Below are 18499 nucleotides of genomic sequence, written 5' to 3' on the forward strand. Positions count from 1 at the left end.
AGATGGAATTATTCTCCATCTTGTATTTCTTCTTTTTTATAAACAATCATTTGATCGATGCGATGATGAATCATATTTTTGACATGTACATGTATCAAATCCAGATCTACATCAAAGGTAGAACCATCGTCTGGAATTTTTCCATAACAATCGAGAATATAACCACCAAAAGTTTCAAATTCATCCAGTGGTAAATCAATTTGAAGAACTTCCTGTACTTCTTCTAAATCGGCTGTACCATTGATACAATATTTATCTTTTCCTAGTTTTTGAATGTCATCTGGTTGTTGTAAATCATCTTCTTCATTCATTTCTCCTAGAATGGTTTCTACAATATCGTGTAAAGTAACAATTCCATCCATTCCACCGTATTCATCCAATACAATCGCAAAATAAGTTTTTCTTTGCTGCATTTCACGGAATAATTCATCGGTTTTCATGTTTTCAGGAACAAAGAAAGGCTTATCGACGGCTTTATTTAAAATATGATCTAAAGTTGGATTCGACAAACGAAAGTAGTCACGAGTATCTAATACACCAATAATATCATCTTCGTCTTTGTCATATACAGGATAAAAAGTATGTCGATTATTTAATATGATGGTATGCCATTCTTTTAAATTGTCTTCTAAACTTAAGCCAATGACTTCAGAACGATGTGTACAAATTTCATCTACATCGGTATCATCAAATTCAAATATGTTTTCAATATATTCTTTTTGCGGTTCTTCAATGTGGCCACTTTCACTGGAAACTGTAATCATTTCACGAATATCTTCTTCACTGACTTCTTGTGGTTTTTCAACAGGAATTTGAATGAAAAATGTAAATAAAGACAATAATGGAAGTAGTTTAAAAAATGAGTTCATGATTTTTAATTGAAAATTGTTGCTTCGTTTTAATATAAAGATTTTAACGAGTTTTTCAATAAAAATCATTCGCACATAACTATAAATGAGTACAGTCCATAGAGGATGAATAAATGGTTTTGTGTATTTTAATAGAAAGACTAAAATCACAAAACTTATAAGGGTTCTGCTCCATGAAATAGTCGTTAAAATGGAATCTGTTTTTTCATTTTTAGAATCAAATTCAAATAGTGTATAAACCATGGATAAATAAATAGACAAAAAAATTAAAATAATTAGAAATAAAGGATTCATAATGTTTCTCCTTTATATTCTATGGGAATCGGGTCTTCATTGTTCATTTTAAAACATTTCTCCTTCTTTTTTAAAATAATACACAAAATCAATTGTTTATGCAATCTGTGTGAATAAAGACTCTAAAATCACTTTTCGTGTAATAATACCAATAAAAATATTTCGATCATCGACAACGGGTACATAATTTTGTAACAACGACTGATTGAGAATTTCACTCATAGGTGTGGTAATCGAAGCCGCTGGCATAAAATCTTTTCGGATAATGCTTTTTATGGATTTTTTCATATTATGGTCTTCTTGACAAATGTACCATAAGAAATCACCTTCTGTAATAGAACCCACATAACATCCTTCTTTATCAATGACAGGAATGGCTGTGAATCCGCTTTTTTTCATTTCTTCTAATCCTTGTTCAATTGAAAGAAAACTGTTTAAATAGAAAACATCTCCTTTCTTTTTTAGATAAAAGAAAATGTTATCTTTCATGTAAATCACCTCAAATATATTGTACATAAAATAAAAAAAAGATTGTCAAATAATTATGGTAAAAGAAGGATTGAAAAAAACTTTTTGTGTGATAGAATGAGATAAGAAATTTGGATACGTCCATTTTTTTTGTAAGTTAGGAGGATTTTTTAATGAATAAACATTCGTTACTGTCCATGAAAGATCTATCTACTGACGATATTTTTAGTATTCTTAATGATGCTAGACTTTTTGATAGTTTATATAAAGATTGGCAATTTCCTTTCCAAAAGGCATTAGTTGCTAATCTTTTTTTTGAACCAAGCACGAGAACTCATTTTTCCTTTGCCAGTGCTCAACATCAATTAGGATGTCAAGTAGAAGATTTTAATGCTGAAACATCAAGCGTACAAAAAGGAGAGACGCTCTATGACACTGTAAAAACATTTGAAGCCATTGGATATGATGTCCTTGTTATTCGACATCCAAAAGATGAATATTTCAAATATTTAGAAGGCATTCAAATTCCAATTATCAATGCCGGAGATGGAGCCGGTAATCATCCAACTCAATGTTTATTGGATTTATTAACGATTTATGACGAATTCCATACATTTAAAGACTTAAACGTAGTGATTGTCGGAGATATTTTGCATTCACGTGTAGCAGCCAGCGATAAAGATGCATTAAATCGATTAGGGGCCAATGTCTATTTTGCAGGACCTAAAGAATGGCAAAGAGAAGGCTATCCAACTATGGATTTAGACAAAGCCGTTGAATGGGCGGATGTCGTTATGATGCTTCGAATTCAAAAAGAAAGAGGGGCAAGTTTAAGTGGGGGTATTGATTATTTAAGTCGATATGGATTAAATAAAGAAAGATATTCTCGTATGAAAGAAAATGCCATTATCATGCATCCAGCTCCTTTTAATCGCGGTGTTGAAATCGATGGTGATTTAGTGGAAAGTGAAAAATCTCGTATCTTTAAACAAATGTCAAATGGTGTATTAGTTCGAAAAGCTGTCATGAAAAGAGCTTTTGGATTTGAACCATTCAAGGAGGAAAAAGAATGAGACTTATAAAAAATGGACAAGTATTAATAAATCATACACTTCAATCCATGGATATTTTATTTGACGAAGACCAAATACTTGATATACAAGAAAATATTGAAATGGATGTAGAAACCATTGATGCCACAGGTTATACAGTGTTGCCTGGTTTTGTTGATGTACATGTACATTTAAGAGAACCAGGACACGAACAAAAAGAAACCATTAAAACAGGAACCAAAGCGGCTGCCCATGGTGGCTTCACAAGTATTTTCTGTATGCCCAATGTTCTTCCTTTTCCCGATGAAGTGGATGTCATTAAACAATATATAGAAAAAATTAAAAAAGATTCTCTTGTTCATACATACCCATATGCATGCATCACAAAAAAAGAAGCCTCCAAAGAAGTGGTGGACATGAAATCTATTTCTGAATTAGGAATTCACTGGTTTAGTGATGATGGAGTGGGTGTTAGTACAGCAAAGATTATGAAAGAAGCCATGATCAAGGCAAAAGAAAATCATGCTATGATTGTTGCACATACAGAAGATATGGCCTATCGAAAACCAGGGGCTTGTGTACATGAAAGTGAAATCACTGCAAAAAAAGGATGGTTAGGTATTCCAAGTGCATGTGAAAGTGCACAATTGATTCGTGATTTACAATTAGTTCAAGAAGTACAGTCTAGTTATCATGCGTGTCATATTTCTTGTAAAGAAAGTGTAGAAGCTTTAAAAGAGGCCAAAGAAAAGGGATTGAATGTTTCTGGAGAAGTCACAGTGCATCATTTGTTATTGGAAGATAAAGATGTACAAGGACCAAACTGGAAAATGAATCCGCCTTTAAGAAGTCATGAAGATCGTATGGCTTTAATAGAAGGACTGGAAAGCGGTGCTTTGGATTTTATTGCCAATGATCATGCACCCCATACAAAAGAAGAAAAAAATCGCCCAATGGAAAAATGCCCATTTGGAATCGTTTCTTTAGAAACATGTTTCCCTTTATTATATACACAATTTGTTTTACGCGAAAAACGATGGACTTTGGCTCAGCTGGTAGAATGGATGAGTACAAAACCAGCTAATCGATTTGGATTAAAAAATACAGGACGTATTGAAAAAGGATTTGCCTCGGATTTTGTTTTAGTGGATTTAAATCAAAAATATGTCATTGATACGAATGACTTTGAATCCATGGGAGTCAATACACCATTTAATGGATGGGAAGTCTATGGACAAGTCAAAGAAACCATTGTGAGTGGAAAAACAGTTTGGAAAGGATAATGAATATGGAAAGATTATTGGTTTTAGAAGATGGAAGTGTCTATCGTGGGACAGCTTTTGGAAGCGATGATTTTAAAATAGGTGAATTGGTATTCAATACTTCAATGACAGGATACCAGGAAATTTTAACGGATAATTCATATTGCGGACAAATCGTAATGATGACATATCCATTGATTGGAAATTATGGAATTAACCGTGATGACAACGAAAGCATGACACCCTATGTTTTTGGTTTTGTGATCAAGGATTATTGTCCACAACCAAGTAACTGGCGCAGCAAATCCACTTTGGATGAATATTTAAAAACAAAACATATTCCAGGAATTTATGGTGTAGATACACGTGCCATCACAAAGAAAATCCGTACAGCTGGTACTTTAAAAGCAACCTTAGCCAATGTAGATGCAGATATTGATGCCATTGTGCAACAATTAAAAGAAACAGATTTACTACATAATCAAGTATCCATGGTCAGTACCAATCGTATTTATCCGATTCCCAATCGAGGAAAGAAAGTTGTGTTAATGGATTTTGGAGCTAAATTAGGAATTATTCGTGAATTATCTAAACGAGGATGTGACTTAATTGTAGTGCCATATAATACATCTGCAAAAGAAATTATGGCCTTTCATCCCGATGGTATTATGTTATCCAATGGGCCAGGCGATCCACAAGATGTGCAAGTGGCTATTGAAACCATTAAAGAATTAATTCCACAAACAGTTGTATTTGGAATTTGTTTAGGGCATCAATTGATTTCTCTGGCATGTGGAGCCAATACATATAAATTAAAATTTGGACACCGTGGAGCCAATCACCCCGTTGTGAACTTAGAAACAGGTTTGGTGGAAATTACTTCCCAGAACCACGGATTTGCGGTAGATATTGATAGTTTGAAAAATACAAGACTGGAAATGACACATCAGGCTTTGAATGATAAAAGCTGTGAAGGCGTACGTCACAAAGATTATCCTTGTTTCAGTGTACAATACCATCCAGAAGCCAGTGCCGGTCCAGAAGATAGTCGATATTTATTTGATCAGTTTATTGAATTAATGGAAAAGGAGGATGACAAAAATGCCTAGAAGAAATGATATACATAAAATCTTAGTCATTGGTTCGGGTCCTATTATCATTGGACAAGCCGCTGAATTTGACTATGCCGGAAGCCAGGCTTGTCAGTCCTTAAGAGAAGAAGGCTATGAAGTTGTATTAATCAACTCAAATCCGGCAACAATAATGACAGATTCCAGCATTGCCGATCGAGTATATATTGAACCATTAACACTCGATTTTGCCAAACGAGTAATTTATAAAGAAAGACCCGATGCGATTTTAGGGTCGTTGGGAGGACAAACCGGATTAAATTTAGTTGTAGAATTACATAACGACGGAATTTTAGATGAATTTGGTGTTGAAATTCTAGGAACTGATTTAGAGGCTATCAATCGTGCAGAAGATCGAGAATTATTCCGTTCTTTGATGCAGGATATTGGAGAACCTGTTCCAGAAAGTCGTATTGTTCATACGGTTCAGGAAGCCATTCAATTTGCGAATAACCAAGGCTATCCATTAGTGGTTCGACCTGCTTATACTTTAGGAGGAACAGGTGGAGGATTTGTTGATAATGAAGAAGAATTAAAAGAAATCTGTGAAGCCGGTTTAAAAATTTCTCCTGTTCATCAGTGTTTGATTGAACAAAGTATTGCAGGATTTAAAGAAATTGAATACGAAGTGATGCGTGATGCCAAAAACAATGCAATTGTCGTATGTAATATGGAAAACATTGATCCAGTTGGAATTCATACAGGCGATAGTATTGTTGTAGCACCTGTTCAAACTTTAACAGATCAAGAAAATCAAATGCTTAGAAATGCCTCTTTAAAAATCATACGTGCTTTAAAGATTTGCGGAGGATGTAACGTTCAACTGGCTTTAAATCCAAAAAGCTTTCGCTACTATGTGATTGAAGTCAATCCACGTGTGTCTCGTTCATCGGCTTTAGCCAGTAAAGCAACTGGGTATCCAATTGCCAAAATCAGTGCAAAACTAGCGGTGGGATTGGGATTGGATGAAATCATCAATCCAATCACAAAATCAAGTTATGCTTGTTTTGAACCGGCTCTTGATTATATTGTGACAAAATTTGCTCGTTTTCCATTTGATAAATTCCCAAATGCGTCTCGTAAACTGGGAACACAAATGAAAGCAACGGGAGAAGTTATGTCCATTGGACGTACTTTTGAAGAATCGTTTTTAAAAGCTGTTCGTTCCCTTGAAATGAAAGTGGACCATCTTTATAATTCAGACTTTGAATCGTATTCAAAAGAAGAATTATGGAATAAAATTAAGAAAACCGATGATCAAAGAATTTTTGCGATTGCGCAATGGCTTCGAAATGGATGGGATATGCAAGAAATTCATTCTTTGACAAAAATAGATTATTTCTTTCTTTGTCATCTACAAAACATCATTCAACTGGAAAAAGAATGCAAAGAAAATGTAGATGATTTAAATACGCTTCGTAAAATAAAAAAAGCAGGTTTCTCAGATCGTTTTATTGCTAAGTGCTGGCATAAAAAAGAAGACGAAATTTATTCGATTCGTCAAGAAAACAACATTGTTCCAGTTTATAAAATGGTCGATACATGTGCATGTGAATTTAGCTCAGCAACTCCTTATTTTTATTCGACTTATGAACAAGAAAACGAATCCATTTGTTCAAATCGTAAAAAAATCATTGTATTGGGTTCGGGACCGATTCGAATTGGACAAGGTGTGGAATTTGATTATGCCACAGTGCATTGTGTGGAAACACTAAGAAAAGAAGGCTATGAAGCCATTGTTATTAATAATAACCCAGAAACAGTTTCAACAGATTTCTCTATCAGTGATAAATTATATTTTGAACCATTAACAACGGAAGACGTTATGCACGTTGTTAATTTAGAAAAACCACTGGGTGTCATTGTTCAATTTGGAGGACAAACAGCAATAAACTTAGCCGATTCATTAGAAAAACATGGCGTAAAAATTTTAGGAACAACTTTGGAATCCATTGACTGGGCAGAAGATCGACATGAATTTGAAAAAATGTTAAAGAAACTCGATATTCCACAACCAGAAGGGCAAACAGCTGTTACCGTAGAAGAAGCCCTTGTTATTGCGAACCATATTGGTTATCCAGTTTTAGTTCGTCCTTCTTATGTATTAGGTGGACGTGCTATGGAAATTGTTCATGACGATGAAGAATTAAGGATTTATATGGCTACGGCTGTAAAAGAAATCAGTCATGATGCGCCTATTTTAATTGATCGCTATATTGTAGGAAAAGAATTAGAAATTGATGCGATTGCGGATGGAAAAGATGTTTATATTCCAGGGGTTATGGAACATATTGAACGTGCTGGAATACACTCAGGGGATTCCATCAGTGTCTATCCAACACAGCGTATTGATCAAAAAACAAAAGAAACTATTATTGATTATGCGACACGCATAGGAAAAGGATTTAAATTTATTGGTTTATATAATATCCAGTTTATTGTTGACAAACAAAATCGTGTATATGTCTTAGAAGTCAATCCAAGAAGTTCACGTACAGTGCCTTTCTTATCGAAGATTACAGGCGTTCCAATGAGCTATGTCGCAACTAAATGTGTATTAGGACAAAGTTTAGAAGAACAAGGATTAACACCGGGTTATCATCCAGAAGATCATAGCCATGTCTATGTAAAAGCACCGGTATTCTCTTTCTCTAAATTACATAAAGTAGATACAGTTCTAGGACCTGAAATGAAATCAACTGGAGAAGCTTTGGGTTGTGATGTGAACTTTGAAAAAGCATTGTATAAAGCTTTAATTGCTTCAGGTGTCAATGTACCAATGCATGGAAATGTATTATTGACCATTGCGGATGAAACAAAACCAGAAGCCTATGAATTGGCAAAGCGTTTCTATGCGATTGGATATGGAATTTATGCCACAGAAGGAACAGCTAAATATTTACAGGATCGTGGTTTATTTGTGCATATTGCCAGCAAAATTGATGACGGAAGAAGTGATTCTGTTCTAGATATTATTCGTAAAGGACATGTTAATTTTGTGATCAATACCATGACTAATAAAGATAGAAAAGTCAATGACGATGGATATATGATTCGAAGAGTATCGGCTGAAAACAATATCAGTTGTATGACATCACTTGATACGGCACAGGCTTTGTTGCAAGTGCTGGAATCTTTGTCATTTTCAACAATGAGTATGAATGAAATGGGAAAATAATATGATAGAAAAAGCTCGAATTATTTCAAATGATGAAATTGCTAAAGATGTATTTCGAATGGAATTGGAAACAAATATTTCAAAAATCGCAAAACCAGGACAATTCATAGAAATTCAAGTGCCTTCTTTCTTTTTGCGACGTCCAATTTCTATTAACGAAATCAAAGACAATTCCATTGTGATTATTTATAAAATATTGGGGAATGGAACAAAAGAATTAAGTACATTTGAAGTGGATACTGCACTGGATGTATTTGGACCATTGGGAAATGGATTTCCAATTCAAGACAAACAACACATTTTATTAGTTGGAGGTGGAGTTGGACTCCCTCCTCTATATGAATGTGCAAAACAATATCTGCAACAAGGAACCAAGGTCGATGTGATTATGGGAGCCAATGATCAAGCTTCTTTATTCTATGTAGAGGAATTTAAAACTTTGGGATGTAATGTATATATCGCAACCATGGATGGAAGTGCAGGAACAAAAGGAACTGTAATAGATGCAATCAAAGAACAAAACATTCAAGGAGATGAAGTCTTTGCGTGTGGACCACTTCCTATGTTGAAAGCCTTAAATCAAGTGTATCAAAAAGGATATATTTCTTTGGAATCTCGTATGGCCTGTGGAATGGGTGCTTGTATGGGTTGTGTTGTAAAAGATGTAGAAGGACATTCTTTGCGTGTGTGCAAAGATGGACCTGTCTTTGAAATGGGAAAGGTGGCTCTATAATGGATATTTCAGTAAAACTACCTGGATTACATTTAAAAAATCCAATTATTCCTGCTAGTGGATGTTTTGGGTTTGGAAAAGAATTTGCGGAAATCTATGATTTGTCAATTTTAGGCGGAATTGCGATAAAAAGTGCAACACCAAAAGAACGATTTGGAAATCCCACACCAAGAATTGCGGAAACGCCTATGGGAATGTTGAATGCCATTGGTCTTCAAAATAAAGGAGTGGATTCCATCATTGAAAATGAATTACCTTTTTTAGCGCAATACGACACAGAAATCATTGCCAATGTAGCCGGGGCTAGTGAAGAAGAATATGTAGAAGTGATTCAAAAATTAAATGATCAAAGTGTCATTAAAGCTTTTGAATTAAATATTTCCTGTCCGAATGTGAAACACGGAGGCATTGGATTGGGAACCAATCCAGAGCTAGCCGCTCATGTGACGCGTATGTGTAAGGAAGTGGCAAAAAAACCAGTTTATGTAAAATTATCACCGAATGTAACGGATATTGTATCGATTGCCAAGGCTGTGGAAAAAGCCGGAGCCGATGGTCTAGTTTTGATCAATACGTTATTGGGAATGCGCATTGATTTAAAAACAGGAAAACCATTATTAGCCAATGTAACAGGAGGTTTATCCGGTCCTGCCATTAAACCAGTTGCGATTCGTATGGTTTATCAAGTGGCTCAGGCTGTTTCGATTCCAATTATTGGAGTAGGAGGCATTACTTGTGCCCAGGATGTGTTGGAGTTTTTAAATGCAGGAGCCAGTGCCGTGGAAGTGGGGGCACAAAATTTTGTGGATCCAATGGTTTGTCCAAAAATCATTGAAGAACTACCTGAGGTACTAGTACAATATGGATATACATCGCTTCAAGATGCGATTGGAAGGAGTTTCAAATAATGTCAAAAACAATTGTAGCGCTGGATTTTTCTTCAAAAGAAGAAGTTGTTGATTTTTTAAAACAATTTGATGAACCGATTTATGTAAAAATTGGAATGGAATTAACATATGCTTGTGGATTGGAAATTGTAAAAACAGTGAAAGAAATGGGACATAATATTTTCTTAGACTTAAAGTTACATGACATTCCAAATACAGTAAAAGGCGGAATGAAAAACCTGGCAAAATTAGGTGTGAATATGACCAATGTTCATGCAGCTGGTGGAATTGCGATGATGAAAGCGGCTAAAGAAGGTCTTGCCTTAGGTGCTCAAGGACAAAGTCCTTTATGCATTGCAGTCACTCAATTGACATCAACTTCAAAAGAAGCTATGAATGAAGAATTGGGAATTGAAGGAGAAGTTATTGATTGTGTTGTGAAATATGCATTAAATGCGAAAGCCGCTGGATTGGATGGCGTTGTATGTTCTGTACACGAAGCGGCTGCCATTAAAAAAGCATGTGGACCAGGTTTTCTTACTGTAACACCAGGTATTCGTCTGGCTTCTGACTCTGTTGATGATCAAAAACGTGTCGCTACACCATCTTATGCCAAGGAACAAGGTTGTGACTATATTGTAGTGGGTCGTTCCATCACAAAATCAAAAAATCCAAAAGAAACGTATGATTTAATTGAAAATATGATGAAATAGAAGTGCATTGTCACTTCTTTTTTCTTTTTGTGTTACAATGTCATTAGAAATTGACAGCATAAATCCTATCGATTCATGGTATCAAATTCTAGAAAGAAGGAATATTTATGCTGGATCACAATAAAAACTTGATGTATTTTAATACATTTTTAAATTTATCAAGAGCTATTTACATGAGTCTGGAAAAGAATTGGGATAAAGTTGCTCAGGTCTGTGGGTTATCCAGTGCGCAACAACATTGTTTATGGATTGTATTTTTAAAAGATGAAATTTCTTTATCGAAATTAGCACAGATAACGTTATGGAATAAAAGTACAACATCGGCTTTGGTTACTCGATTAGAGAAAAGAGGATTATTGGAGAAGAGTCGAGAAAAGGATTCACATGAAATTTTCATTCGTTTAACAAAACAAGGAAAAGACTTAATTTTAAAGAGTGTTTTTACAAATGAATGTGAAGATTTTATTTCGATTTTTGAAGAATTGAAGGAAGAAGAAATCATTTCTTTATTAAAAGTATTTCAAGAAGCGTATAATATAGTTGTCGATCAAACAAATGTTGAATTTGAAAAATTTATTAAAGATTATTCAGAAAATGTCATTGACAAGTTTTAGGACAGAGATGTCCTTTTTATGTGGAGGGAAAATATGAAATATAGTCAACAAGAACAAGAAAAGTGTTTTACTGTTTGTGAAACCTATAAACAGTATTTAAATCAAGCAAAAACAGAAAGAGAATGTGTTTCTTTAATTGTTTCTCAAGCCAAAGAAAAAGGTTTTATCGATTTACAAGAATATATTCATGGAAAAAAAATAAAACCACAAGATAAAATTGTTGTGAATTTTATGAATAAATGCGTGGCTTTATTTCAAGTAGGAAATCAGCCTTTAGAGAATGGACTCAATATTTTAGGAGCTCATATTGATTCACCTCGATTGGATATCAAACAAAATCCTTTATATGAAAAAGAAGGCTTTGCGTATTTGGATACACATTATTATGGGGGTATAAAAAAATATCAATGGGTAGCCACTCCCTTAGCACTTCATGGCGTAATTGTGAAAAAAGATGGTTCTATTATTTCAATTTCGATTGGAGAAAAATCAGAAGATCCAGTCTTTGTCATCTCGGATTTATTACCTCATTTAGCCAGTAATCAATTAAATAAAACAGCAAATGTAGTGATTGAAGGAGAAAATTTAGATGTCATCATTGGAAATGAAGTCAATAAAGAATGTGAAAATGCACTGAAAGAAAATATTTTAAAAATATTATTGGAACAATATGACATAACAGAAGAAGACTTTGTATCCGCGGAATTAGAAATTGTACCAGCGCAAAAGGCAAGAGACTTAGGTTTAGATCGTTCTATGATTATTGGTTATGGACAAGACGATCGTGTTTGTGCTTTTACCAGTGCAATGGCTATGTTAGAGCAAGAAGAAAGTGATCGCTGGTCTTGTTGTTTGTTGGTGGATAAAGAAGAAATTGGCAGTACGGGAGCTACAGGAATGCATTCTCTTTTCTTTGAAAATATCATTGCGGAATTAATGGCTTTAACACAAGGGGAATCGTATTTAAAAGTTCGTCGCGCTTTACAAAATTCCAAGATGTTGTCCAGTGATGTTTCTGCAGGCTATGATCCTATGTTTGCGGATGTATTTGAGGCAAGAAATACTGCTTTTCTTTCAAAAGGCATTACCATCAATAAATATACAGGAGCCAGAGGGAAAAGTGGCTGCAACGATGCTAATGCAGAATATTTAGCTAAACTTCGTCAATTATTTGATGAAGCCCATGTTTCTTATCAATTTGCAGAGCTTGGAAAAGTCGATGCCGGTGGTGGAGGAACCATTGCGTATATTATGGCCAATTATGGAATGGAAGTTATTGATTGTGGGGTAGCTGTATTAAATATGCATGCACCTTATGAAGTCACAAATAAAGCCGATGTATATGAGGCCTATAAAGCTTATAAAGCATTTTTGAATTGGAAATAAAATATGAAAAATAATATTCAAGTCATCTTTGGAAATTTATTATTAGCCATTGCAGTACAAGCCTTTATCATTCCTTCTCAAATTCCAATGGGAGGCGCCACAGGATTTGCATTGGCTATTCATCATTTTTTTGGATTTCGAACATCAATTGTTGTCTTTGTGGTTAATGCTTTATTATTAATTATTGCAGGAATTTTCTTTGGGAAAGAGTTTGTGAAAAAAACAATTCTAAGTACATTGATTTATCCGATTTTATTAGAAATGGTAGCTCTAATACCAGGAATATCTACCATTACCAATGATTTAATGCTCTGTGCATTGTTTGGCGGTATTTTAGTAGGCTGTGCTATGGGATTGGTTGTACAAGCCGGGGGTTCAACAGGAGGAAGTGATATTGTTGCTCTATTATTGAATCGATTTACGAAATGGAGTGTAGGAACTAGTGTTTATATCATTGATTTCTGTATTCTTGCGCTTCAGGCTGTTTTCTCAAATAAGGAAATGATTTTGTTTGGTATTGTATTAACGATTGTCATTACAACTATTATTAATCGTTTATTACCCGATGGAAAAGTGTCTTTACAAGTCATGATTATTTCCAGTCAATATGAAATCATTCGAAAAAATATATTATTTGATATACAAGCTGGAACGACTTTATTTTATATTGAAACAGGCTATGCCAAGGAACAACAAAAAGGTATTCTTTGTGTCATTCCTCGTCATAAGTTGTTTGCACTAAAAGAAATGGTATATCAAGTCGATCCCTATGCGTTTTTAACCATTAGTGTGGTCAGTGAAGTTGATGGCCAGGGATTTAGTACAAAGCGATTAAGTTATGAGGAGTATATGCAACAAAAAATTGTCCAATAAAGTATTCTATGATATACTTTCTATAGATTCGTTAACGAATGTTGTAAGTGTGCGTGTCAAGAATCCCATGCCCCGTAAGGGGCACTCTTGACACTTTTTTATTATCTGAAAAGATGATATGATTATAACGCTAAAAGGAGATTAATTATGGAAGCCTATAAACAAGAATTTATCGATTTTATGTTAGAAAGTAAAGTGCTGAAATTTGGTGATTTTACATTAAAATCCGGTCGAAAAAGCCCATTTTTTATGAATGCTGGAGGCTATGTAACAGGGAATCAATTAAAGCGTTTAGGAGAATATTATGCCAAGGCCATTGTCGATCAATTTGGACTTGATTTTGATGTATTATTTGGACCAGCTTATAAAGGAATTCCTTTGGCTGTGGCCACTGTGATTGCTTTTGATCATTTATATGGAAAAGAAGTTCGTTATTGTTCAGATCGCAAAGAATTAAAAGACCATGGAGCGGATATGGGAGGTTTTTTAGGAACGAAATTACAAGACGGAGATCGTGTGATTATGATTGAAGATGTAACGACTTCTGGTAAATCCATGGAAGAAACAGTTCCAAAGGTGAGATCGGCTGCCAATGTAGAAATTAAGGGATTAATGGTTTCTTTGAATCGAAATGAAAAAGGAAAAGGAAATCAGACTGCTTTAAAAGAAGTGTCTCAATTATATGGATTTCCAACAGCTGCCATTGTTTCTATGCCAGAAGTAGTGGAATATTTAGAAAGTAAAAATGCATTGGATGCAGATCTAAAAGAACGCATTGATGCTTACTATGCCCTATATGGAGCCATTGATGAGTAAAGAATTAGAAGCATACTATAATAAATTCAATGAAGAAAAGCGTTTATTGTCTCGTCATGGACAAGTGGAATTTCGCATTACCATGAAATATATTCATCAATATTTAAAACAGATACAAAATCCTAAAATACTGGAAGTCGGTGCTGGAACTGGTCGCTATTGTGTGTCTTTGGCAAATGAAGGATATGATGTTAGTGCTATTGAGCTTGTTAAAAGCAATTTAGGAACTTTAAAAGCTAAAAAAAGTACTGTGAAAGCATTTCAGGGAAATGCGATTGATTTGCATCGCTTTGGTGATGAAAGCTTTGATTGTACATTAGTTTTAGGGCCTTTATATCATTTAAAAGAAAAGGAACAACGTATTCAGGCTTTACAGGAAGCAAAGCGTGTCACAAAGAAAAATGGAATTGTGATGGTGGCTTATGTAATGAATGATTATAGTGTGATTCAACATGCATTTATAGATGGCCATATTTTAGATTGTTTAGATGAATTAGATGATCAGTTTCAAATTCATTCATCTAAAGATTTATATTATCGCACGCGACTGGAATCCATTGATGAATTAAATGAAATCGCAGGATTGAAACGAGAATTAATAGTGGCTGTAGATGGACCAACAGATTATTTACGTCCAGTGATTAATAAAATGAGTGAAGAAGAATTTGAAATTTTTATTCGCTATGTGGAAGCTATAAGCCAAAGAAAGGAATGTCTGGGAGCTAGCAGTCATGTTTTGGATATTTTACGTATTTGATGGTAAAATATACTAAACAAGAAAGAGGGAAAGTATATGAGTTATTCAGTTATTACCATCACAAGAGAATTTGGAAGTGGAGGAAGAACCATTGCTAAAAAATTAGCCGATGAATTAGGCTATGCATATTATGATTATGAATTGGTTCGTAAAATTGCCCAGGAAAGTGGGTTTGCGGAAGGTTTTATTGAAGAATTTGGTGAAGAAGCATCCAGCAGTCATTTCTTTTCTTTCTTTGGAAATAACTGGGGAGCTTTAAGTATCAATGATCAATTGTATTTTGCGGAAAGAAAAGTTATTTTAGAATTGGCTGAAAAAGGAAATTGTATCATTGTAGGTCGTTGTGCAGATTATATTTTAAAAGATCGAAAAGATACTTTAAATGTATTTATTTATGCGGATATGGAATTTAAAAAAGATCGTATCATTAATTTATATGGAGAAACAGATGTTGCGATTGAAAAAAGAATCCTGGAAAAAGATAAAAGAAGAAAATCATATTACAAATATTATACAGATCGAAAATGGAATCGAGCAGCGAATTATCATATTTCATTGGAATCCAGTGAACTTGGTATTGATAAATGTGTAGAAATTATTAAATCCATAGCGCAATAGAAAGTCATCATGACTTTCTTTTTTTTGTTTTGTGCTATAATGAAAGACATGATACAAGAGTCTTTATTTGAAGAAAAAAATGATGCACGTCCATTGGCGGATCGTATGCGACCAGAGTCTTTAGATGAGTATGTGGGACAGAAGCAACTTGTGAATCAAGGCAATATATTGTCGAAGATGATAGAAAACGATCAGTTGACGTCTATGATTTTCTGGGGGCCTCCAGGAGTAGGGAAAACAACTTTGGCTTCTATTATTGCCAAACATACAAAGAGTTATTTTGTGGATTTTTCGGCTGTCACCAGTGGCATCAAAGAAATTAAAGAAGTGATGAAACAAGCGGATCAAAGGAAGATACTTGGACAAAAGACGATTTTGTTTGTGGATGAAATTCATCGTTTTAATAAGGCACAACAAGATGCGTTTTTGCCTTATGTTGAAAAGGGGAGCATTGTATTAATTGGTGCGACAACCGAAAATCCAAGCTTTGAAATCAACAGTGCTTTATTATCTCGTTGTCGAGTTTTTGTGTTGCATTCTTTGGAAGCAAAAGATTTAGAAGAATTGATTGAAAGAGCTTTGGTTTCTGAAAAAGGATTTAAAGACTTAAAAATTGATATATCCAAAGAAGACATTCAGGCCATTGCCAATTTTAGTGCCGGAGATGCTCGTTTTTGTTTAAATACATTGGAAATGGTGGTCTATAATTCACCAAGTGATTTAGATGGAATTCATGTATCAAAAGAAATATTAAAACAATGTCTGCAAAAGCGTTCTCTTTTATATGACAAAAAAGGAGAAGAACACTATAATATTATTTCAGCATTGCATAAAAGTGTAAGAAACAGTGATGTACAAGCATCGATTTACTGGTTAGCCAGAATGTTAGAAGCTGGGGAAGATCCTTTATATATTGCACGAAGACTGGTTCGAATGGCTAGTGAAGACATTGGAATGGCGGATTCCCGGGCATTGGAAATTTGTGTTGCGGCTTATCAGGCGTGTCATTTTTTAGGCGTACCAGAATGCAATGTTCATTTGACGCATGCTGTAGTTTATTTGTCTTTGGCACCAAAGTCCAATGCATTAGAAACGGCATATATGGCAGCCAAAGAAGATGCCTTAACAACATTGGAATTACCGGTTCCTTTGCATATTCGAAATGCACCAACAAAATTAATGAAGGATTTAGGATATAATAAGGGCTATGAATATAGTCATGATTTTGAATATAAAATGACGGATATGACTTGTTTACCTGATGAATTGTTAAATAAAGAATATTATGTTCCAACGAATCAGGGATCAGAAGTTAAGGTTCAAAAGAGACTGGAACAAATTAAGGCTATCAAGGCACAAGTAAGAAGGAGCAGAAGAAAATGAGAATTGAAATTCATTCAATTGAAGAAACGAGAGAATTTGCCAGAAAAATCGCAAAATTGATTGAAAATCATCCTCTTGTGATTACTTTAGATGGAGATTTAGGCGCTGGAAAGACGACTTGGACAAAGGAATTGGGAAAAGCGCTAGGGGTAAAAAACGTGATTAATTCACCGACATTTACCATTTTAAAGTCATATAAACAAGGAAATGGACAGCCTTTTCATCATATTGATGCTTATCGATTAGAAGGCATCAGCCAGGACTTAGGATTTGAAGATTGTTTTGATGAAGGCATCTGTGTCATTGAGTGGTCACATTTTATTGAAGACCAATTACCAGAAGATCGTTTATGTATTTCAATAGAAGAAGGAATGGATGAAAATCGAGTCATCACAATGGAAGGAAGAGGTTGGTTTTCCAATCAAATAGTGGAGGCATATCATGATTAGTTTATGTATGGACAGTGCGTATAAAAATCTGGTATTAGGGATTTATAGAAATGATGTTTTATTGGATGGAATATCCATTGAAGCGTTTAAGAAACAAAGCGAAACAATTTTTGTGGAATTAAATCGTTTATTGAAAAATGTGAAATTAGATTATTGTGACATTGATCGTTTTATTATTACAGATGGACCAGGTAGTTATACAGGTATTCGAATTGCGATGACCATTGCCAAGGTTCTAGCTTCGCAGATGAAAAAAGAATTATATTGTATTTCTACGATGCAGTTGTATGCGGGGATGGATGAAAGTGCCAATGTGGTTTTAGATGCACGTTCAAAAAGAGCTTATGTGGCTCATGTTGAAAAAGGAATTCATGATTGTATCCAAATTTTAAATGTGGAAGATCTTCCTTCTTTTCTACAAGAGCATCCGGGTACTTTATATGGAGATGGGTATTTAATCAATCAACAAGAAACAAAAAGTGATTTTCTTGAAAATTTTATTCAAGTACCGATGCGTAAAATTGAAAATATACATGCTTTGGTGCCACAGTATTTAAAAGAAAGTGATTCATATAAGGTATGATGTTTCGAGAAATGACAGACAATGATTTGGATTGTGTTTTAGAATTAGAACTAAATTGTTTTAAAGAACCATGGAGTGAAAAAGAATGTTTATATGAACTTCATGAAAATCCATTTAGTCATGGATGGATTTTGGAAGATGATGGAATAGTTGGATATGCTTTTCTTTGGGAAACATTTGAAATGGCACAAGTTGCTCGTATTGGAATTGCTTCTTCGTTTCGAAAAAAAGGATATGGACATGTTTTATTGCAGTATTTGATTCAAAGAGCCAAGGAACAAGAATGCGAATTCATGACTTTAGAAGTTCGTGCTTCAAATGAAGCGGCTTTGGCTTTGTATAAAAAGAATGGGTTTATTCAAGTAAATGTTTCGAAGCATTATTATTCCGATGGGGAAGATGCCATCGTTATGACCAAAGCATTGTAGGAGGAT

General features: G+C 34.4%; 19 protein-coding genes. 17 read left to right on the forward strand and 2 right to left on the reverse strand.

Annotation, left to right across the window (positions count from 1 at the left end; all coding sequences use genetic code 11):
* Positions 1-8: 8 nt before the first annotated feature.
* Together ACI32A_RS03585 and ACI32A_RS03590 are read right to left on the reverse strand one after the other, a co-directional pair.
* Complete coding sequence (locus ACI32A_RS03585; protein WP_439753653.1) at positions 9-1163, reverse strand: hemolysin family protein; 1155 nt, start codon at positions 1161-1163, stop codon at positions 9-11.
* 96 nt (positions 1164-1259) lie between these two features.
* Positions 1260-1652, reverse strand: coding sequence for a CBS domain-containing protein (locus tag ACI32A_RS03590; RefSeq protein ID WP_439753654.1), 393 nt, complete (start codon positions 1650-1652; stop codon positions 1260-1262).
* Positions 1653-1804: 152 nt separating this feature from the next.
* Between ACI32A_RS03590 and ACI32A_RS03595 the strand changes: the two genes are divergently transcribed.
* From ACI32A_RS03595 to rimI, 17 genes are all read left to right on the forward strand, one after another.
* Positions 1805-2704 (forward strand): aspartate carbamoyltransferase catalytic subunit, encoded by a 900-nt coding sequence (locus tag ACI32A_RS03595; RefSeq protein ID WP_439753655.1) that lies wholly within the window; start codon positions 1805-1807, stop codon positions 2702-2704.
* Positions 2701-3966 (forward strand): dihydroorotase, encoded by a 1266-nt coding sequence (locus tag ACI32A_RS03600; protein WP_439753656.1) that lies wholly within the window; start codon positions 2701-2703, stop codon positions 3964-3966. Before ACI32A_RS03595 ends, ACI32A_RS03600 begins: the two co-directional genes overlap by 4 nt.
* Before the next feature lie 5 nt (positions 3967-3971).
* Complete coding sequence (gene carA, locus ACI32A_RS03605; RefSeq protein WP_439753657.1) at positions 3972-5054, forward strand: glutamine-hydrolyzing carbamoyl-phosphate synthase small subunit; 1083 nt, start codon at positions 3972-3974, stop codon at positions 5052-5054.
* A complete protein-coding gene (gene carB, locus ACI32A_RS03610) occupies positions 5047-8253 on the forward strand; it encodes a carbamoyl-phosphate synthase large subunit (RefSeq protein WP_439753658.1) in 3207 nt (1068 codons plus the stop codon). Before carA ends, carB begins: the two co-directional genes overlap by 8 nt.
* Before the next feature lies 1 nt (position 8254).
* On the forward strand, positions 8255-8986 hold the full coding sequence (locus ACI32A_RS03615) for a dihydroorotate dehydrogenase electron transfer subunit (RefSeq protein ID WP_439753659.1): 732 nt from the start codon (positions 8255-8257) through the stop codon (positions 8984-8986).
* The gene (locus tag ACI32A_RS03620; RefSeq protein ID WP_439753660.1) at positions 8986-9894 is read left to right on the forward strand and encodes a dihydroorotate dehydrogenase; all 909 of its coding nucleotides are present in this window, start codon (positions 8986-8988) and stop codon (positions 9892-9894) included. Before ACI32A_RS03615 ends, ACI32A_RS03620 begins: the two co-directional genes overlap by 1 nt.
* The gene (gene pyrF / locus ACI32A_RS03625; protein ID WP_439753661.1) at positions 9894-10586 is read left to right on the forward strand and encodes an orotidine-5'-phosphate decarboxylase; all 693 of its coding nucleotides are present in this window, start codon (positions 9894-9896) and stop codon (positions 10584-10586) included. The genes ACI32A_RS03620 and pyrF overlap by 1 nt, the downstream gene beginning before the upstream one ends.
* Before the next feature lie 107 nt (positions 10587-10693).
* A complete protein-coding gene (locus ACI32A_RS03630; protein ID WP_439753662.1) occupies positions 10694-11200 on the forward strand; it encodes a MarR family winged helix-turn-helix transcriptional regulator in 507 nt (168 codons plus the stop codon).
* A gap of 33 nt (positions 11201-11233) precedes the next feature.
* A complete protein-coding gene (locus tag ACI32A_RS03635) occupies positions 11234-12586 on the forward strand; it encodes an aminopeptidase (RefSeq protein WP_439753663.1) in 1353 nt (450 codons plus the stop codon).
* Between the two features lie 3 nt (positions 12587-12589).
* Positions 12590-13459 (forward strand): YitT family protein, encoded by an 870-nt coding sequence (locus ACI32A_RS03640; protein WP_439753664.1) that lies wholly within the window; start codon positions 12590-12592, stop codon positions 13457-13459.
* A gap of 147 nt (positions 13460-13606) precedes the next feature.
* Positions 13607-14275 carry an orotate phosphoribosyltransferase gene (gene pyrE, locus ACI32A_RS03645; protein ID WP_439753665.1) on the forward strand — a complete coding sequence of 223 codons (669 nt, stop codon included), beginning with the start codon at positions 13607-13609 and terminating at the stop codon, positions 14273-14275.
* Positions 14268-15032: a class I SAM-dependent methyltransferase gene (locus ACI32A_RS03650; protein WP_439753666.1), complete on the forward strand. Its 765-nt coding sequence runs from the start codon at positions 14268-14270 to the stop codon at positions 15030-15032. Before pyrE ends, ACI32A_RS03650 begins: the two co-directional genes overlap by 8 nt.
* Positions 15033-15068: 36 nt before the next feature.
* Entirely contained in the window at positions 15069-15650 is a 582-nt protein-coding gene (locus ACI32A_RS03655; RefSeq protein WP_439753667.1) for an AAA family ATPase, read from the forward strand.
* Positions 15651-15698: 48 nt separating this feature from the next.
* Positions 15699-17033, forward strand: a complete 1335-nt coding sequence (locus tag ACI32A_RS03660) for a replication-associated recombination protein A (RefSeq protein WP_439753668.1) — start codon at positions 15699-15701, stop codon at positions 17031-17033.
* The gene (gene tsaE / locus ACI32A_RS03665) at positions 17030-17482 is read left to right on the forward strand and encodes a tRNA (adenosine(37)-N6)-threonylcarbamoyltransferase complex ATPase subunit type 1 TsaE (protein ID WP_439753669.1); all 453 of its coding nucleotides are present in this window, start codon (positions 17030-17032) and stop codon (positions 17480-17482) included. The genes ACI32A_RS03660 and tsaE overlap by 4 nt, the downstream gene beginning before the upstream one ends.
* The gene (gene tsaB, locus ACI32A_RS03670; protein WP_439753670.1) at positions 17475-18065 is read left to right on the forward strand and encodes a tRNA (adenosine(37)-N6)-threonylcarbamoyltransferase complex dimerization subunit type 1 TsaB; all 591 of its coding nucleotides are present in this window, start codon (positions 17475-17477) and stop codon (positions 18063-18065) included. Before tsaE ends, tsaB begins: the two co-directional genes overlap by 8 nt.
* Positions 18062-18493: a ribosomal protein S18-alanine N-acetyltransferase gene (gene rimI, locus ACI32A_RS03675; protein WP_439753671.1), complete on the forward strand. Its 432-nt coding sequence runs from the start codon at positions 18062-18064 to the stop codon at positions 18491-18493. Before tsaB ends, rimI begins: the two co-directional genes overlap by 4 nt.
* Positions 18494-18499 lie beyond the last annotated feature (6 nt).

It is taken from the genome of Floccifex sp., from assembly GCF_051873555.1.
Classification (GTDB): domain Bacteria; phylum Bacillota_I; class Bacilli_A; order Erysipelotrichales; family Erysipelotrichaceae; genus Floccifex.

Excerpts from the sequence above, each read along its gene's own strand:
- ACI32A_RS03585 (WP_439753653.1), bottom strand. The coding sequence starts at position 1,163 with ATGAATCCTTTATTTCTAATTATTTTAATTTTTTTGTCTATTTATTTA.
- tsaB (WP_439753670.1), top strand. The coding sequence starts at position 17,475 with ATGATTAGTTTATGTATGGACAGTGCGTATAAAAATCTGGTATTAGGG.
- ACI32A_RS03640 (WP_439753664.1), top strand. The coding sequence starts at position 12,590 with ATGAAAAATAATATTCAAGTCATCTTTGGAAATTTATTATTAGCCATT.
- ACI32A_RS03600 (WP_439753656.1), top strand. The coding sequence starts at position 2,701 with ATGAGACTTATAAAAAATGGACAAGTATTAATAAATCATACACTTCAA.
- carB (WP_439753658.1), top strand. The coding sequence starts at position 5,047 with ATGCCTAGAAGAAATGATATACATAAAATCTTAGTCATTGGTTCGGGT.
- tsaE (WP_439753669.1), top strand. The coding sequence starts at position 17,030 with ATGAGAATTGAAATTCATTCAATTGAAGAAACGAGAGAATTTGCCAGA.
- pyrE (WP_439753665.1), top strand. The coding sequence starts at position 13,607 with ATGGAAGCCTATAAACAAGAATTTATCGATTTTATGTTAGAAAGTAAA.
- ACI32A_RS03590 (WP_439753654.1), bottom strand. The coding sequence starts at position 1,652 with ATGAAAGATAACATTTTCTTTTATCTAAAAAAGAAAGGAGATGTTTTC.
- ACI32A_RS03660 (WP_439753668.1), top strand. The coding sequence starts at position 15,699 with ATGATACAAGAGTCTTTATTTGAAGAAAAAAATGATGCACGTCCATTG.
- ACI32A_RS03615 (WP_439753659.1), top strand. The coding sequence starts at position 8,255 with ATGATAGAAAAAGCTCGAATTATTTCAAATGATGAAATTGCTAAAGAT.
- ACI32A_RS03630 (WP_439753662.1), top strand. The coding sequence starts at position 10,694 with ATGCTGGATCACAATAAAAACTTGATGTATTTTAATACATTTTTAAAT.
- ACI32A_RS03655 (WP_439753667.1), top strand. The coding sequence starts at position 15,069 with ATGAGTTATTCAGTTATTACCATCACAAGAGAATTTGGAAGTGGAGGA.
- ACI32A_RS03595 (WP_439753655.1), top strand. The coding sequence starts at position 1,805 with ATGAATAAACATTCGTTACTGTCCATGAAAGATCTATCTACTGACGAT.
- ACI32A_RS03635 (WP_439753663.1), top strand. The coding sequence starts at position 11,234 with ATGAAATATAGTCAACAAGAACAAGAAAAGTGTTTTACTGTTTGTGAA.
- ACI32A_RS03650 (WP_439753666.1), top strand. The coding sequence starts at position 14,268 with ATGAGTAAAGAATTAGAAGCATACTATAATAAATTCAATGAAGAAAAG.
- pyrF (WP_439753661.1), top strand. The coding sequence starts at position 9,894 with ATGTCAAAAACAATTGTAGCGCTGGATTTTTCTTCAAAAGAAGAAGTT.
- rimI (WP_439753671.1), top strand. The coding sequence starts at position 18,062 with ATGATGTTTCGAGAAATGACAGACAATGATTTGGATTGTGTTTTAGAA.
- carA (WP_439753657.1), top strand. The coding sequence starts at position 3,972 with ATGGAAAGATTATTGGTTTTAGAAGATGGAAGTGTCTATCGTGGGACA.
- ACI32A_RS03620 (WP_439753660.1), top strand. The coding sequence starts at position 8,986 with ATGGATATTTCAGTAAAACTACCTGGATTACATTTAAAAAATCCAATT.